Source organism: Enterococcus sp. 7F3_DIV0205 (assembly GCF_002141365.2).
Classification (GTDB): domain Bacteria; phylum Bacillota; class Bacilli; order Lactobacillales; family Enterococcaceae; genus Enterococcus_L; species Enterococcus_L palustris.
In genome coordinates this window covers 1,193,803-1,211,748 of the sequence record NZ_CP147244.1, presented here as the reverse complement: position 1 = coordinate 1,211,748, position 17,946 = coordinate 1,193,803, and the positions used below count along the sequence as shown (strand labels likewise).

Here is a 17,946-nt window from a genome sequence, read left to right as displayed (position 1 = left end):
GTGATGAAAGTATTATTTGCATCTGCAGAGTGTGCCCCATTTTTTAAAACAGGTGGTTTAGGAGACGTGGCAGGCGCATTACCCAAGGAGCTGGCTAAAAAAGGAATCGAGATTTCTGTCGTATTGCCTTATTTTACAAAGATGCCGGATACTTACAAGGAACAATGTGAGGATGTCGTCGATTTCTATGTCGATGTTGGTTGGCGTCACCAATACTGTGGCATCAAACGGTTGATCAGACAGGGAGTTACGTATTACTTTATCGATAACTTGTATTATTTTGACCGAGATAAACTGTATGGCTATTACGATGACGGCGAACGTTTTGCCTTCTTTTCTTTGGCTATAATAGAGATGTTGGAAAAAATTGATTTTATACCTGATGTGATGCACGTCAACGATTTTCATACGGCGATGATTCCCTTTTTATTAAAAGAAAAATATCAATGGATCAAAATGTATCGTTCGATCAAAACAGTATTGACCATCCATAATATTGAGTTTCAAGGAGCGTATAGTGAGGATCTATTACCAGATTTATTCGGTATGGGATTTGAGCGCTTTAACGATGGCGCTGCTCGGTTCCGTGATGGCATCAACTATTTAAAAGCAGGAATCATGTATGCCGACCAAGTGAATACTGTAAGTCCTACATACGCGAAAGAAATTAAAACACCGGAATTTGGTTTTGGCTTGGATGGAATATTACGTTTAGAGCAAGGCAAACTGAGCGGGATTTTAAATGGGATCGATTATGATTCAAATGATCCAGAAACGGATAAGTTGATTCCAGCACATTTTTCTGTAAAAGAATTGTCTGGAAAAGAACGAAACAAACAAGCGTTACAAAGAAAAATGAACTTGCAAGTTAAATCAGATGTGCCCTTGATAGGGATCGTAAGTCGTTTGACATTTCAAAAAGGTTTTCATTTGATTTTGGATGAATTAGTGCATTTATTGGAAAAGGATGTACAATTGGTCCTGTTAGGAACAGGGGATACAGGAATTGAAAATTCTTTCCGTTATTTTGCTAGTCGCTATCCAGATAAATTTAGTGCCAATATCACGTTTGATGTTGCTCTAGCCCAACTAATATATGCCGGAGCTGATTTGTTTTTGATGCCCTCTGCGACTGAACCTTGCGGCTTATCTCAAATGATCGCAATGCGTTACGGCACATTGCCGATCGTTCATGAAATCGGCGGGTTGAAAGATACAGTAAAGCCGTATAATCCAATCACAAAAACAGGTACAGGTTTTGGCTTTTCTGAGTTTAACTCGTATTACTTGATGTATAGTACACTAAATGCTATTGACCTTTATTGGAATGACCAGCAGACATGGAAGCAATTAATGAAAACGGCGATGGAAAAGGATTTTAGTTGGGAAAAATTAAGTCAGCTTTATTTAGATTTATATAAAAAAGCGAGTGCTATATGAATGTTTTAGCATAATGAAAATCACTACTATTCATGCAAATAAGTGGAATAGTAGTGATTTTATACTCACGATAGAACACCAAAGACGATCAGATTATATGAAACGAACAAAAGAAAATCAATATGGCGTACGTTGCTCAAACAAGATGGTAAATCAAGCCTATTAAAAATCTAGATCCTGAATAGGAGAATCATATGACTGAGTTTTATTATAATTCGTGGTTGGAACAATATAAACGGCCATTTGGAGCAATCAAAGCAGGAAAATCTGTCGAAATTTCCATTGATTGTCCTAATATGAAAATCGCTGCTCTTTATTTTGTTATTCGTAAAGAAGATGGAGATCAAGGAGTAGAGCAATATTTGATGGAATCGGACCAGAATGGACGTTATCACTGTTCTTATTTGCTTAGCCAAGGAAAGGGTCTTTATTATTATCATTTTATGATTCAAACGAGAAATGATGAGAATCAGCTTGAAACCTTTTTTTATGGGGCAACAAAAGAACATGGTGGTATCGGTCAAGTATACAGAGAAGACATGCAGTTGATTCCGTATCAACTGACTTGTTTTTCAACAGCAGAAAAAGCACCGACGTGGTATCGTGAGGCTGTATTTTACCAAATTTTTCCTGATCGTTTTCATAATGGAAATCCTCATGGACAAATTAGTCAGCCAAAGAAGAACTCTTTTATCTATGGCAATCATAGTGATGAACCGATGTATGTAAAAAACGAGGCTGGAGAAATCGCTCGTTGGGATTTTCAAGGTGGAAACTTGTTAGGGATTATCCAAAAAATTCCCTATTTAAAGGAATTAGGAGTGAATGCGATCTATTTAAATCCTATTTTTGAATCTGTTAGTAATCACCGCTATGATACCGCCGATTATTTAATGATCGATGGTATGTTAGGAGATGAAGTTATCTTTAAGCAATTGGTGGATACGCTGCATGAACATGATATGTATCTAATTTTAGATGGTGTTTTTAATCATGTAGGAAAAAATAGTCGTTACTTTAATTACGATGGTAGTTACGGTACCAAAACTGGTGCGTATAGAAATTCGGAGAGTCTGTATTATTCTTGGTTTACTTTTATAGATTATCCTAAGTCATATGAATCATGGTGGGGGATCGCTGATTTGCCGCAGGTAAATAAGGAAAATCGAGAGTTTCAAGAATTTATTTATGGTAAAACAAATAGTGTCTTAGCAAAATGGAATAGCTTTGGTATAGATGGTTGGCGATTGGATGTTGCTGACGAACTGCCTGATTTTTTTATTCAAGGTATACGGCAAAATTTAGAGCAGTACACTGAAAAAATTTTACTTGGCGAAGTGTGGGAAGATGCCTCGAATAAAATTGCTTACAATCAAAGACGTCAATATATATTAGGCGACGCATTGCATGGTGTGATGAATTATCCCCTTCGCACAATTATCTTATCGCTGTTAAGAGAAGAAACTACAACAGAAATAAGTGCTAAAAACCTGACTATTCTTGAAGAAAATTACCCATCAGACATTTTTATGAATAACCTGAATAATTTAGGGACTCATGATACTGAGCGTCTGCTGACGATGATGAACGAAAATATAATAAAAATGTTGAGCGCTTTTTCACTAATGATTGTTTTACCAGGCATCCCTTGTCTTTATTATGGAGATGAAGCGGGACTGACTGGAGGGAAAGATCCGGAAAATCGGAAATATTTTCCATGGGGAAGTGAAGAGTTGGTCATCCAAACGCAAATAAAAAAATGGATCGATATCCGTAAAAAAAGCGCAGCTTTGAAGTACGGTAACGTGTATCCCTTTTATACAAAGGACTTGTTTGGAATTTTGCGGACGACAGCAAAAGAGTATGCACTTTATATTTTAAATCCAACGAATTACCTAAAACAAATCAATGTATCTGAATTTATTTTTACAAAACAATGCCCACTAAGTGAGGAAAGAGTCGGCAATATGTTGGAAGAACTGAAAATCGCCCCCTATGATCATGTCTTTATTTCAGGCGAAATGGAAACTTTTGATTGACGATATCGAAAAACCAAGGTATACTTTTAGCGAGAAATGAATGAATCAAAGAAAGCCATAGAGGTGTTTTTGTGAGTGTAAGTATCTAACTAGAGGAAATGAATAGCTGAAGAATTAATGTCCATTTTTTAGAGGGCTTCTTTAGTATACCTATGTTGATACCTATCTTAACTCATAAAAAATAGCTGATAGATCATGTATATCTATCTTTATTTATCGATTATTGAGGGATGAAGGGAAGACTTCATCCTTTTTTGTTATCGTTTTGCTATAAAACTCTTTGACCATTCAAAAAAGATAGGTATCTCTTAAATGAAAAGGAGATACGTATGAATCAAGATACTTATAATAAAACCCAATTTACGACAATCAAAGAAAAGCTAATGACGTATGCTATCAGTTTTTACGGAAAAGAACTTATCAAGAATATGCGTCCAAGCAGTCAGTTGGATATAGTGAAAAAACGCCTGCAAGAAACAGCAGAAGCAAAAGCTCTGCTCTTAGCCAATTTGCATGTTCCTTTTATGGGGCTAAACAACATAGAGCATCTGACAAATCAAGTGGAAAAAGGATTTGTTTTAGAGCCGAGTGAATTAGTCAGCTATGCAGACTTTCTTAGAAGTAGCCGCTTAATTCAATCATTTATGAAAAAAAATGAATTTATTGCGCCGCTTTTAGCTAGATATAGTGAATCGTTACAGCTGTTTTCCAACATTGAAGACGAAATTTATCAGGTCATTCGTCATAATAAAGTAGAGAATGATGCTAGTCGTGAGCTTCGTAAAATTCGTAGAGCCATTCAAGAATGCGAAAAAGAAATCGAATCAAAATTGAATTCATTTCTTCGAAATACCCAAAATAAGCCTAAAATACAAGAAGCAGTTATCGTTAAGAAAAATGATCGCTATACAGTGCCGATCAAAGCAACGTATAAAAACCAAATTTCAGGAACGATCGTGGAAGCTTCTTCTAAAGGAACAACCGTTTTTATTGAACCTGTAACAGTAACGAAGTTAAATGATAAATTATATCAATTGAAGATGGAAGAAGCGACAGAAGTCTATCAAATTTTATCTACATTAACAGGGCTGATTGCAGAACAAATGAGTTTGATTCAATCAAACTTAGAAGTGGTTGCGCAATTTGATATGATCTTTGCGAAAGCGAAATACAGCAGAGAAATCAATGGTATCGAGCCTGAAATCAATCAGGAGGGAATCCTTGAATTTGTCAATGTGAAGCATACTTTATTGGGTGAAGCTGCTGTTCCTTTAAATCTATCGCTAGGAAAAGACTATCGTGGTTTGACTATAACTGGACCAAATGCTGGTGGAAAGACAGTGGTATTAAAAACAGTGGGTCTGATTTGTCTGCAAACGATGCTTGGTGTACAAATCGTTGCAGATGCAGGTACAAACATTGCTATTTTCGATCAGATTTTCGTTGACATCGGAGATCAGCAAAGTATTGAGAATGCCTTAAGCACCTTTTCAGGTCATATGCATAATATTTCTGAAATTTTAGCGAAAACAAAACAGAATAGTTTGATTTTGCTAGATGAAATCGGCAGTGGGACTGAGCCGAATGAAGGAGCGGCCTTGGCAATTGCAATCATGGAAGCTTTCTATAAAAAAGGCAGTATCATTATTACGACAACTCATTATGGTGAAATTAAACGATTTTCTGAACAACACGACGACTTTTTAACTGCTGCAATGGCTTTTGATTCAGAACACTTAACGCCAAAATATCAACTGATCTTAGGGGAAACTGGAGAAAGCAATGCGTTTTGGATCGCCAATAAGATGAATTTAGATAAACAAGTCGTTATTCGTGCTCAAAACTATTTACACAACCGCAACTATTCAACAAAAAAAGAGACAACTCTACCAAAACTCAAAAAACAAAAAGAGCAAACCTGCTCTACAACCTATGAAAAAGGGGATAGAGTATTTTGGACGGAGAAAAAGCAAATTGCTTTGGTCTATGAATCGATGGAAATGACAGATGATGTGATCATTTTTGTGGAGAATAAAAAAGTGAAAGTGCATAACCGTCAATTAAAACTAGACCGTAGTGCAAAAGAATTATATCCGCCAAATTATGATCTAGATTCGTTATTTGAAGATTACCATGACCGCAAGAAAATTCGAGATCTTGAAAGAGGATCAAAGAAGGCACATAAAAAATTAAGAAAAGAAATGCAGGAAAGACAATCAAAAAATAATCATCACTAAGATATTCTGAAATGTGGCGTAACTACAAGGACATAAAAACAGCGTATCGTTCTGCTTTTTTATGTCCTTGTTATTTTAGTTGATTAAAAAGTCTTGCATATAATTTCCTTCTTTCAAAGTTTTCAACCCTATTTTTCAATGGTATAATAGCTTCGGAGGAATATGACGAATGAATGAAAATCAATTATCAAAACGTTTAGCTCGTGTGGGAGAATTAGTCCCTGAACAAAGCCGTTTAGCAGATATCGGTTCTGACCATGCGTATTTACCAGTAGCATTAGTTTTACAAAAGAAACTTGATTTTGCGGTGGCAGGAGAAGTAGTCAAAGGACCTTATGAAGCGGCCCAAAAACAAGTGCGAAAAAATGGTTTAACTGATCAAATCACGGTTCGTTTAGCAGATGGCTTAGATGCGATAGAGGAAACCGACAAAATCACAGCAGTCACGATTTGTGGTATGGGTGGTGTTTTAATCCGTGATATTTTGGACGCTGGTTGGACAAATCAACGACTTCAAGGAAATGAACGCCTCGTTTTACAGCCAAATATTGGCGAAAAGCCGTTACGTGATTGGTTGACTGTTCACGGGTATACAATTATTGAAGAAGATATTTTAGAAGAAAATAATAAAATCTATGAAATAATCGTGGCTGCTAGACAAGAGACAAGAGTTGCCTATTCAGAAAAAGAACGTCTTTTCGGACCGATTTTGCTAAAAAAACAGTCCCCTATTTTTCACAAAAAATGGCATGGGGAAGTAAAACAACGTGAGGCTATTTTAGCACAATTAGCCAAAGCATCAGGTGATCAGCAAGTAAGAATGCAACAAATAGAAAAAGAAATCATTGAAATTCAGGAGGTTTTATCAAATGAGTCTTGAGGGTAAAACATTTATTGAACATTTTGAAGCCTATTGTCCTCAATGGTTGGCTGAAGCGGGCGATCCTGTAGGATTACACATCGGTACACTGAATAAAAAACTAGATCGAGTGTTAGTCACATTAGATGTTAGACCAGAAGTAGTTGCAGAAGCAATCGAGAAACAAGTGGACTTGATCATCGCAAAACACCCACCTATTTTTAGGCCAGTAAAACGTCTGGATACAGATGATTTACAAACTAAGATGTATGCGGATTTACTAAAGCACGATATTGCTGTTTTTGCAGCACATACGAATATGGATATTATTGAAAATGGTTTAAATGATTGGTTTTGTGAACTTTTAGAAATTCAAGATACGACGTACTTAACCAAAACCCATACGGTTAGCTATAAAAAATTAGCTGTTTTCGTTCCTGTCGATTGTGCGGCGAATATGCGTCAAGTATTAGGACAAGCAGGTGCGGGCCTTCAAGGTGATTATTCAAATACAAGTTACTCTTTGATTGGGACAGGAAGATTTACGCCGGGTGCTGGTGCTAATCCAACACTTGGTACAATCGGTAAAGAAGAAGCTGTTCAAGAGGCAAAAATCGAAGTGATTTTTCCAGAGACAATCGAAGCAAAAGTCATTCAAGCAATGTTAGAAGCACATCCCTATGAAGAACCAGCTTATGATGTATATCAGATCGAAAATATCACTAAAGAATATGGTTTAGGGCGAGTGGGTCATTTAGAACAAGCAGTTTCTTTAAACGATTTCGTGTCTACCATCAAAGAGACATTTGATTTAGATGGTTTAAGAATCATAGCAGAAGATGAGAATAAACTGATTCAGCGTGTTGCAATCTGTGGTGGTAGTGGTGAGAAATTCTTCCGTGATGTGATTAAAAAACAGGCAGATGTTTATATCACAGGAGATGTTTATTATCATACAGGACATGATATGCTGACAGAAGGCTTACCCGTGATCGATCCTGGTCATTATATCGAGCAATTATGCAAACCGAAGTTGGTGGAACTATTCAATCAATGGAAAAAAGATTATAATTGGGATATAACGTTTATCGAATCAGAAGTAAATACGAATCCGTTTAAATTTAGATAAAGTGGAAAGAAGGAACTTAACTATGTATGAAAATTTATTACCACGTTTTTTACGCTATGTAAAAACAGAAACACGCTCAAATCCAAAAAGTGAAACGACTCCTTCAACACAAACACAGGTTGATTTTGCGCAAACGTTGAAAAAAGAATTGGAAGAAATCGGTATGAGTGATGTGGTTTATAACGAAACAAATGGTTTTGTGATTGCTACTTTGCCAAGTAATGTAGACAAAGAAGTTCGCTCAATCGGATTTATTGCTCATATGGATACAGCAGATTTTAATGCAGTAGATGTCAATCCGCAAATCATCGAAAACTATGATGGTGAATCAACGATCAAATTAGACAAAGAAGGAAAATTCACATTAAATACAACAGATTTTCCTAATCTAAAAAACTATGCAAATCAAACCTTGATCACAACTGACGGCACAACACTTTTAGGTGCGGATGATAAGTCTGGAATCGCTGAAATCATGACAGCAATGGAAATTCTGATCAAAAACCCATCGATCAAACATGGAACGATTCGTGTTGCATTTGGTCCTGATGAAGAAATCGGTGTAGGCGCTGATAAATTTGATGTAGAGCAATTTAACGTTGATTTTGCTTATACGATGGATGGCGGCCCAGTTGGCGAATTACAATTTGAAACATTCAACGCAGCGCAAGCAGAGGTTACGATCCAAGGAAAAAATGTTCATCCTGGAACAGCAAAAGATACAATGATCAATGCATTGCAGTTGGCGATCGATTTTCATAATCAATTACCACAAAACGAAGTACCTGAGAAAACAGACGGTTATGAAGGGTTTTTCCACTTAGCTCAAATGGGTGGAACACCAGAAGAAGCTCAGATGACTTATATCATCCGTGACCATGATCGCGAAAAATTTGAAGCTAGAAAAGCCCTGATTCTTAAAGTTCAAGAAATAATCAATCAGCCGTTTGATCAAGAGCGGGTTCAAATCGATTTATTTGATCAATATTATAATATGGGTGAAGTGATTGAAAAAGATATGAGCATTATAGAATTAGCTAAAAATGCGATGATCGATCTAGATATCGAACCTCTGATCGAACCTGTCCGTGGCGGAACAGATGGTTCTAAAATTTCTTATCTAGGGATTCCAACGCCGAATATTTTTGCTGGTGGTGAAAATATGCATGGACGTTTTGAATTTGTTTCCTTGCAATCAATGGAAAAAGCGACGGATGTCATTGTTAAAATTGCAGAATCGAATGCTAAATAAAACTAGCAGTTAGTGTTAATAATAGTAAAATTTAAAAAGAGGGAGTAAAGTTACAGTAGTGACTTACTTCCTGTTTTTCTGTTAAAATCAGATGAGTTCTACTCCGTTTATTTTGAAGTAGAGTCAATAAAATCAATGGATGTCGAGAAATACAAGATGGAACGTTGATACATTATATAAGGAGGAACGTAAATGGAAAATGTAATGATTCTCTTTAATGAAACATCAGGTAAAGATAAGGGCAAAGAATTAGCGGAACAGTTTGTAGAGTATGCAAAAAATCATGGTCAAACATCCACGAATTTTATACTAGAACAAGTTGGTCCTGATTGCGATAGCGGCAAAACGCTTAAAAAAGCGAAAACTGAAAATGTTGATACCTTGATTTTCATCGGTGGTGATGGAACGATCAATCATAATGTAGAAGATTTCAAAGAAGAATTACCACACTTAAAAGTAGGCTTATTGCCTGGCGGCACAGTGAATAATATGGCTAAAGTCTTAGGAATTCCTATGAAGTTTGAGGATGCTGCTGATATAATTTTAGGCGGTGTTACAAGAAAAATCGATTATGGAATGATCAATAAAAAAGTCATCATTAGTACAATGACAATTGGTATTTTAGCAGATACTGCTGCAAGAATCAGCCAAGAAGATAAACAAAAATATGGAAAACTTATTTTTGTGAAGAATTTTTTCAAATTACTCGCTAAGAAAAAACGCTATCGTTTAGAGATCAAAACCGATAAAGAGCAATGGCAAGGGAAAACACAATTAGTAACCGTGACGATGACGAATTCTGTTGGAGGGTATACCAATTTTGATGATTCAGCTTCACCAGATGATGGATTGTTTCATTTGACGATCTTACCAAAATTAAACTTTTTCAAGTTAGCCTTTTATCTACCAAAAATTATTTTAGGCAAGGTTTATGAAATTCCCGGATTAAAATATATGACAGCAGCTGAAATAAGTATTAAAAATACATCCGAAAAAAAAGTAGGAACACGCGTTGATGGGGATCCAAGCGAAGATTTGCCAGTTCAAATGAAAGTCGTCAAACATGGCCTTACAGTTTTTGTACCAGAATCTTCGATCTGATTTTTTGTTGGATTGTTAAATTTCCTTTACAGTTCTTGTTCTTTAAGGGTATTCTAATAAGAGAATGATATTGGAGGAAAAAGTATGACAGAGTTGTTGAGGCATTTACCGTGGGTGTATTTACTTAGTCTAAATGTGATTGAATTTTTTGCAATGTATATAGACAAACAACGGGCTAGAAGAAGAAAATGGAGGATACCAGAATCCAATCTGCTTTTTATAGGAGTGATTGGCGGGGGAGTTGGTGGTTTACTAGCACAGCAATTATTTCATCATAAAACGAGAAAATTACGCTTTTATTTTTGCTTTATTTTTGGTACACTTGTGACTATTGCAATTATTTGTTTTAGTTATCAAAAATAATCGTGAATACAAATTTAGTGGGGAGAAACCATGAAAAGCAATTCTAAAACAAAAGTTTTTCTGAATATTGGTTTATTAGCAATTTTTATTGGAGTAATCATCTATGTGATGGATAATTCACTTAGTGATATATTTGCTCAATTAATGAAAACGAGTTGGATCGTTGTTGGCCTAGTCATTTTGTTAGGTGTCGTGTATCAGGTTGTAGAAGGACGTTCAATCAAAGAAATTGCTTCCTATTTTCAGAAAGATTTCACAACAAAAGATGGTTTTTTTACGTCATGTTATGTTGCCTTTTATCGTGTGATTTCATTTGGAACAGGGACATTGCTTTCTGAAATTTATTTTTATAAGAAAAAAGGAATGGCTGTTTCTCAAGGGGTTGGTGTGACAGCGTTGCATATGATTATGTATAAAGTCGCTGTTATTTTTCTATCAATACTTGGGTTGATTTTTCAATTTTCTTTATTTTATGAACGAGCGCCAAAAATGATTCCTTTTATCTTAGTGGGCGTTGGATTAACGTTTCTGATTATTTTTTCATTGTTGATTCTTTCGAGTAGTATCAAACTCCAAGTAATCTTAATTAAATGGACAAATAAGCATTTTAAACGTAAAAGATTGCGAGATTGGGTAGATAAATGTAACCTACAGATTTATTCTTTGAGGGAAACTGTCCAAACGATCACAAAAGACCGTTCGGCGATGCTTCGGATTTTTGGTTGGAACGTAGCGAAGTTACTTTTTTGGTATGTGATTCCTTATGTGGTGTTGGTTGAGAACCATCCAACTATCGATTTTCTTTTGGTTCTTTCTTTTACCAGTTTTTCAGTTATTTTGTCCGGTGTATTTCCGACACCGGCAGGAATTGGTCCGTTTGAGTTTGTTTATCTTTTGCTCTTTAAACCTTTAGTGGGAACTGTTGATGCAGTATCATCTTTATTGTTGTACCGCTTTGGCAGCTTTGTTTTACCATTTTTGATTGGGTTTGTTTATGTTTTGATTCAAAAAAGACGAGAGATAAAATTAGAACTCCATGCGGTTAGAGAAGAGAAAAAAGAAGTAACGGATGAATAAAAGGAAGAAGCATTCACTTTTTCTATAATGAAGCAGAACCGAACGAAACAGATAAAGTTTCGTTCGGTTTTTTTATTTGAATAATTAATTTGTTAGAGTTACTATTGATATGTAAAGAATATATTTCTAGGAGGGGAAAATATGAGTAAAAAATTAACCACTAGTGAAGGGCAACCTGTAGCCAATAATCAACATTCGCAAACAGCTGGCAAAAGGGGACCAGTATTGATTCAAGATATCCATCTTTTGGAAAAATTAGCTCATTTTAATCGCGAAAGAATTCCTGAAAGAGTGGTTCATGCTAAAGGAGCCGGTGCTTTTGGTGAGTTTGAGTTGACGAATGATATGGGGAATTATACAAAAGCTGGACTTTTTAATGACGTAGGAAAAAAGACGAGAGTAGCGATTCGTTTTTCCCAAGTAGCCGGTGAGTCAGGTTACATCGATACCTATCGAGATGTCAGAGGGTTTGCAGTCAAGTTTTATACAGAAGAAGGAAATTATGATATTGTCGGAAATAACACCCCGGTATTTTTTGTTAATGATGCTTTAAAGTTTCCCGATTTTATCCATTCTCAAAAGCGTGACCCAAGAACACATTTACGTGATCCTTATATGCAATGGGATTTTTGGTCTCATTCGCCTGAATCTCTCCATCAAGTAACGATTTTAATGGCAGATCGTGGGATTCCTGCAAGCTATCGTACGATGCATGGATATGGCAGTCATACGTTTAAATGGGTCAATGACCAAGGAGACGTTTTTTGGGTGAAGTATCATTTTAGAACAAATCAGGGTGTAAAGAATCTAACAGACGATGTGGCTGCGCAGATTGCTTCTGAAAACACCGATTATTTGACGGATGAATTATTTCAAGCGATTGAAACTGGCGATTTTCCTTCATGGACACTTTGTGTACAAATTATTCCCTATGAAGAAGGCTTGAACTACAAATATGATTTATTCGATGTAACAAAAGTCGTTTCGCAAAAAGATTATCCGTTGATTGAAGTTGGTAAAATGACATTGAATGAAAACCCTCAAAACTATTTTACTGATGTGGAGGAAATTGCTTTTTCACCAGCAAACTTGGTACCAGGAATCGAAGTGTCACCTGACAAATTATTACAAGGAAGATTATTTGCTTATAAAGATGCAGCACGTTATCGTTTAGGGGTTAATTATGATCAGTTGCCTGTTAATAAACCAATCAATGAAGTCAATAATTATGAACGAGATGGTTTCATGCAAGGAAATAATCCGGGTGGGGCAGTTAATTATGAACCAAATAGTCAAGGTGGACCAGTCCAAGACGAATCTGCAGCGATTACACCGTTTGATGTAAAAGGGCAGGTAGGAACTTATGAATATGGTCCAGACCACTATTCCCAAGCAGGTGATTTATATCGTTTGATTCCAGAAGCTGAAAAAGAACGTTTAGTCCAAACCATCGAAAATAATTTAGGTCAAGTGGATAATCGGGAAATACAGGTTTTAGCAATCAAACAATTTTATCAAGCAGATCAAGACTATGGTTCAAGAGTGGCTAAAGCTTTGAATATTTCGATAGAAGAAATTCAGCAGTAAAAAATTGTTTAAACCGGTCGCTAATAAAATAGTATGCTCTACTTTAGGCAAATACTAGGGAGTCTTTTTGATTGAAACGTTCTTTTGAACGGACCCTTTGATCCTATGAGATGATACTCGCGTAGGAAAGTGTCTAAGAAATAGAATACAATGACTTAACTCTATGAAATGGTTCTTTATCATTTTATAGAGTTTTTCCTGTTTTAAGGCTCTTCTCAAAATAATTGAGGGGAATTATATGACATTTACTGATTATGGAACACTATCTAAATTGGTAGCTGAGTAGCCAATCAGATTGACTAGGTTAAAAAATTGATAAAACCAGAGAATAACCTAGTTGTTGCTATGGGCGGAATTGATATGTTCTTCAATTAAGTTATTTAAAAAAAATATTGAATTTCTTTCTAAGGTAGTGTACTATTTAACTAGAACACTAGTGAAGGTGAAAATCAATTGGAGGTAAAGTTATGGATTTCCATACGGATCGGCCGATTTATTTACAGATTATGGACTTTATCATTCAGCAAATTGTTTCTGGAAAATTACAGCCTGGAGATAAAGTTAAAGCGGTGAGAGAGATGGCAGTAGAATTAGCTACAAATCCAAATACAGTTCAACGAGCGTTACAAGAATTAGAACGTGAGGATATCTTATTCTCTAAACGTGGACTGGGTCGTTTTGTAACAGAAGATAATGAAAAAATCAGTAACTTACAAAATCAAGCAGTTGGACAGGTAATTGAAAACTTTTTGGCCGAAATGAAAAAATTTGGTTGGACACAAGAGCAAGTAAAAGATGTACTAGAAGAATACATCGAAAGGGAGAAACAATAATGAAGGAATTAGTGAAGATTGAGCAATTAAGTTACCGTAAGGGAATGAAACAAATTTTTAGTACATTGGACTTTTCAGTTTCTTCAGGAAAAATTGTTGCTTTGATTGGTGAAAATGGTTCTGGAAAAACAACAATCATGCGTTTACTTTCTGGTTTAGCTTTAAATTGGAAAGGTCAGATTTTGATTGACGGCTGTGTTGTTGGGACAAAAACAAAATCATTTGTGGCTTATTTAGAAGATCAGAATAATTTTCAGCCTAATCAACAATTAGAAGAGATTATTTCCTTTTATGCGTGCTTCTATCCAGATTTTGATAAGCGGAGAGCATACGAATTATTACGTTTTATGAATTTAAGTGAATCTGAAAAGTTAGGAAATTTATCAAAAGGAAACGCTGAAAAATTTGCTTTGAGTATGACCTTAGCTAGAAGAGCAAAACTATACTTATTAGATGAACCATTAAGTGGGGTAGATTTGTTATCAAGAGAAAAGATCATTCAATCATTATTGCAGTGGTTTGATGAAGAAAGCACGATCATCATTACAACTCATCAGCTAAGAGAGATCGAAAATATTATTGATGAAGTAATGTTTTTACGTGATGGTCAGATCATTCTTCATGAGTCTTTAGAAACAATCAAAGAAGTAAAGCATAAAGACTTAGAGGATTTATATCGTGAGGTGTACGAAATATGATTAAATTATTCCGTATATTTTTTTCAAAGACACTAATCTTAGTGTATAGTGCTACGTTGTTTCTTACGCTTTTTTTAGGATGTGTAAATGTCTATAACATCAAGCAGCACTCTGTTGAGTTTAGTACAGCTTTTTTGATCTTTTCGATCCTCGCTTATTTTATACTCTTTTTTGTATTGGAATCAAACCGAATTTATCAATTTTTTAGGACTGTTGATTTCCGATTATTACCTATCAGCACAGGAAAATTATACGTTTATAATGTAATTTTTAGTTCGATAGTAGGGATAATTTTTTTTATAGGAAATGCGACTATTGGTCTGATCATCAATTATTTTATGATAAAGATTCCTTTTGTTCTAGATATAACATGGCTAAAAGGAATAACGGCGGTAATCGATATAGTTGTCTTATTTTTAATGATTCAATTTCTTATTTGTATTTATGCTTCGATTAAACAGTTTGTTCAAAAAAGATTTCGTTGGATTTTAGAAATTGTTTTATTCATTGTATTTATGTTTTTGATCGATTACTTATCAGTTTGGGATTTAGATATCTTAAAAGGTATTGTGATGAGCACTTTCGGCTTGAAACAAGAAATCTATTTCCGGTTGATCACTCAATTAGTGATTGCAGGCGGATACTTTAGTTTAAGTATCTGGCTGATAGATCGATATGTGGAAGCGGGGGATCGATAAATGTGGAAATTATGGGGCGAATATAAGAAGGAGAATCGACTTTTTTGGATGTTTAGTAGTTTTTCTTTCATAGTCCTAAGCGGATTTATTGCATACAAATTAGGTATTCAAAATCTGCATGTGGAGGGTATTTCTCAAATTGTTTTAGTTGTGGTATTTTTCTTTTTATTTGTCCATTTTATCTGGGAAATGTATCGTCAAATCAAAGCATGGAAAAAAAGTCAGTATCGTCTACTACCAATAAGTGAAAACAAATTTTATTTCAGTAATATTTTATTTAGCTGGCTCACCACAACGCTTATATTATTCAGTTATTACTTATGTTTGGTTGTATTGGTTTTTCTTTTGGATAAACAAGTAGATATGACTGATTTTCAAGAATATTGGAAACATCTGTTGGTATCCAGTTACTTCTTCCTTTCAACATCGATCTATGTTCAATTGGTATATTTATTGAGTAGCTTGATTAGTACGAAAGTACCAGTCAGATTACAGAAGGTGTCAAAATATGGGCTATTTCTCCTTTTATTTATTGCAGAAGTTACGGTTAGTGAACAACTATTAGATGGTTACAGGAAAATTGCATTTATGAATAGGTATCAATTTAAAATTACTGTAGGATACATTCCGTTATATTTAAATGATTTATTTTTTGATGTTATATTGTTAGGAATCGGAGCTGTAGTCAGTATTTTTATATTAAAGAAATACATTGAAGCAGAAAGTAGGTAACGTATGGAAATCAAGAAAGTATTAGAAGTAGAAAACCTTTCAAAGCAGGTAGGTAAAAAAAAGATCATCAAGAGCGCTTCATTTACAGTGAAAAGCGGCAATGTAACGGGATTATTGGGACCTAATGGCGCTGGTAAGACAACGATCATCCGTATGTTAGTGGGTCTAATGAGTCATGATGAAGGAACGATTCAAATTAACGGTCAATCCCTTTCCGCGAACTTCAAAGAAGCCATGGCTCATGTAGGAGCAATTGTCGAAAACCCAGAATTTTATAACTACATGACTGGACGAGAGAACTTAAAACAATATGTGCGCATGTCCTCTAAAGTAATTTCTGAAGAAGAATTAAATCGCGTGATTCACAGTGTTCACTTAGAAAATAACATCGATCAAAAAGTTAAGACATATTCCTTAGGAATGCGTCAGAGACTGGGTGTGGCTCAAGCAATTTTGCATAAACCAGATCTGCTACTTTTAGATGAACCAATGAATGGGCTAGATCCAAAAGGAATGCGTGAGTTTCGAGAGATGATTCAAGCATTAAAAAATCAAGGTGTAGCTGTGCTAATTTCAAGTCATCAACTGAGCGATATGGAGCTATTATGTGATGATTTAGTAATAGTTCAAAAAGGCGAAATCACTTATGTTGGACCAATGAATAATCCCGAAGAGGAAAGCAGACTGATTTTATTAATAGAAACAGATCAGCAGCAACGAGCTTTGAACCTTTTGAAAGAGCGAGGATATACGGCAAGTGTGGATGGAAAGTATCTAAAGGTTGAATTATCTGAAGATACTAGAACCGTTTTGACTAAACAATTAGTGGATGCGGGCATTGGGGTCAAAGAGTTAAAAGTTCACGTGGATTCACTAGAAGAAAACTTCTTACGTTGGACAGAAGATGGAGGGTTATAGTATGAGTGAATTGATAAAGAATGAATGGGAAAAGCTAATCAAGAAGAAATCCTCTTGGATCATGTGGCTCATATTAGTTGTCCTGACTTTTGCAATTACATTATTGGTAAGATCAACTACTAAGGCGCAAAGTGGTGAAGTTATGATGAAAGCAAATGATTTATTTGCAAGTTTGACTGAAATGACTTCATTTCTAAATTTATTTGTTGTGGTCGTTGCGGCATCCATCGTAGCAGAAGAATTTAGTCGTGGAACAATCAAATTTTTGTTGATTCGTCCATTTACAAGAAGCCAGATTCTACTCTCAAAATTTATCGTTTGTGTAATCTACAGTGTGATTGGCACGATCATTTTATATCTGAGTAGTTTGATTTCTGCCAATTTATTATTAAGTAGCCAATCACCCTTAGCGGTTGTTAAAGGGTATCACGGTTGGAATGCATTGACGGTCGCAGGTGCTTATGCCGGTGCTAATCTATTGTTGCTTCTTTTATATATCACAATCACATTATTCATATCGGCTGCGATTCGTTCGCAAAGCTTAGCGGTCGGCGTTGGTTTAGGTGTTTTGTTTGGTAGTAGTATTATTAATTCTTTTTTGAATGTTGTTATACCTAAATATCAATGGTTGAAGTGGAACCCATTCAATATGCTGAACATTAAAAATACAATCATGGAAAATAAGGAAGCTGCTGCTAGTTATCCAGGCTACTTGAATTTTTGGCAGATGGCTGGAGGTATTTTAGTGTATAGCATTGCCATTTATCTAGTAATGCAGTTATTATTTAAGAAGCGGGATGTTTCGTTGAGCTAGATTTCATTGGCAGATTTTAAGATAAAATGAGAGAAAGATAAAAAGGATAAAAAAAGAGATAAAGGCTGAAACTTTGTAAGATCAAAGTTTCGGTCTATATTTCTATATGAGAAAACATTGTTTATTAGAGAAAATGTATGTTTTCTTTTTTTATCTAATAAATTGCTGA

The 17,946-nt window shown here is 35.3% G+C and carries 16 protein-coding genes; all 16 read left to right on the top strand.

The features are described 5' to 3' along the window. The first annotated feature begins 3 nt into the window (after positions 1-3). The 16 genes from glgA (at position 4) to A5821_RS05645 (ending at position 17,777) form a co-directional block, all read left to right on the top strand. Entirely contained in the window at positions 4-1,440 is a 1,437-nt protein-coding gene (glgA, locus tag A5821_RS05720) for a glycogen synthase GlgA (RefSeq protein WP_086314316.1), read from the top strand. 194 nt (positions 1,441-1,634) lie between these two features. After that, entirely contained in the window at positions 1,635-3,479 is a 1,845-nt protein-coding gene (locus A5821_RS05715; protein WP_086313618.1) for a glycoside hydrolase family 13 protein, read from the top strand. Between the two features lie 329 nt (positions 3,480-3,808). Then, positions 3,809-5,716, top strand: a complete 1,908-nt coding sequence (locus A5821_RS05710; protein ID WP_086313617.1) for an endonuclease MutS2 — start codon at positions 3,809-3,811, stop codon at positions 5,714-5,716. Between the two features lie 169 nt (positions 5,717-5,885). Then, positions 5,886-6,596, top strand: a complete 711-nt coding sequence (locus A5821_RS05705) for a tRNA (adenine(22)-N(1))-methyltransferase (protein ID WP_086313616.1) — start codon at positions 5,886-5,888, stop codon at positions 6,594-6,596. Continuing rightward, a complete protein-coding gene (locus tag A5821_RS05700; protein ID WP_086313615.1) occupies positions 6,586-7,704 on the top strand; it encodes a Nif3-like dinuclear metal center hexameric protein in 1,119 nt (372 codons plus the stop codon). The genes A5821_RS05705 and A5821_RS05700 overlap by 11 nt, the downstream gene beginning before the upstream one ends. 22 nt (positions 7,705-7,726) lie before the next feature. Then, positions 7,727-8,956 carry a peptidase T gene (gene pepT, locus A5821_RS05695; protein ID WP_086313614.1) on the top strand — a complete coding sequence of 410 codons (1,230 nt, stop codon included), beginning with the start codon at positions 7,727-7,729 and terminating at the stop codon, positions 8,954-8,956. A gap of 192 nt (positions 8,957-9,148) precedes the next feature. Beyond that, on the top strand, positions 9,149-10,057 hold the full coding sequence (locus A5821_RS05690; protein ID WP_086313613.1) for a diacylglycerol/lipid kinase family protein: 909 nt from the start codon (positions 9,149-9,151) through the stop codon (positions 10,055-10,057). A gap of 84 nt (positions 10,058-10,141) precedes the next feature. After that, on the top strand, positions 10,142-10,420 hold the full coding sequence (locus A5821_RS05685; RefSeq protein ID WP_086313612.1) for a DUF1294 domain-containing protein: 279 nt from the start codon (positions 10,142-10,144) through the stop codon (positions 10,418-10,420). Positions 10,421-10,450: 30 nt separating this feature from the next. Beyond that, positions 10,451-11,497, top strand: a complete 1,047-nt coding sequence (locus A5821_RS05680; RefSeq protein ID WP_086313611.1) for a lysylphosphatidylglycerol synthase transmembrane domain-containing protein — start codon at positions 10,451-10,453, stop codon at positions 11,495-11,497. Positions 11,498-11,638: 141 nt separating this feature from the next. After that, positions 11,639-13,084, top strand: a complete 1,446-nt coding sequence (locus tag A5821_RS05675; RefSeq protein ID WP_086313610.1) for a catalase — start codon at positions 11,639-11,641, stop codon at positions 13,082-13,084. Between the two features lie 467 nt (positions 13,085-13,551). Further along, positions 13,552-13,917: a GntR family transcriptional regulator gene (locus A5821_RS05670; RefSeq protein ID WP_086313609.1), complete on the top strand. Its 366-nt coding sequence runs from the start codon at positions 13,552-13,554 to the stop codon at positions 13,915-13,917. Beyond that, complete coding sequence (locus A5821_RS05665; RefSeq protein WP_086313608.1) at positions 13,917-14,615, top strand: ATP-binding cassette domain-containing protein; 699 nt, start codon at positions 13,917-13,919, stop codon at positions 14,613-14,615. The genes A5821_RS05670 and A5821_RS05665 overlap by 1 nt, the downstream gene beginning before the upstream one ends. A 338-nt stretch (positions 14,616-14,953) precedes the next feature. After that, positions 14,954-15,313, top strand: a complete 360-nt coding sequence (locus A5821_RS05660; protein WP_249921830.1) for a hypothetical protein — start codon at positions 14,954-14,956, stop codon at positions 15,311-15,313. Further along, positions 15,314-16,045, top strand: coding sequence for a hypothetical protein (locus tag A5821_RS05655; RefSeq protein ID WP_086313606.1), 732 nt, complete (start codon positions 15,314-15,316; stop codon positions 16,043-16,045). 3 nt (positions 16,046-16,048) lie between these two features. Continuing rightward, positions 16,049-16,963 carry an ABC transporter ATP-binding protein gene (locus tag A5821_RS05650; protein WP_086313605.1) on the top strand — a complete coding sequence of 305 codons (915 nt, stop codon included), beginning with the start codon at positions 16,049-16,051 and terminating at the stop codon, positions 16,961-16,963. Between the two features lies 1 nt (position 16,964). Further along, positions 16,965-17,777 carry an ABC transporter permease gene (locus tag A5821_RS05645; protein ID WP_086313604.1) on the top strand — a complete coding sequence of 271 codons (813 nt, stop codon included), beginning with the start codon at positions 16,965-16,967 and terminating at the stop codon, positions 17,775-17,777. Positions 17,778-17,946 lie beyond the last annotated feature (169 nt).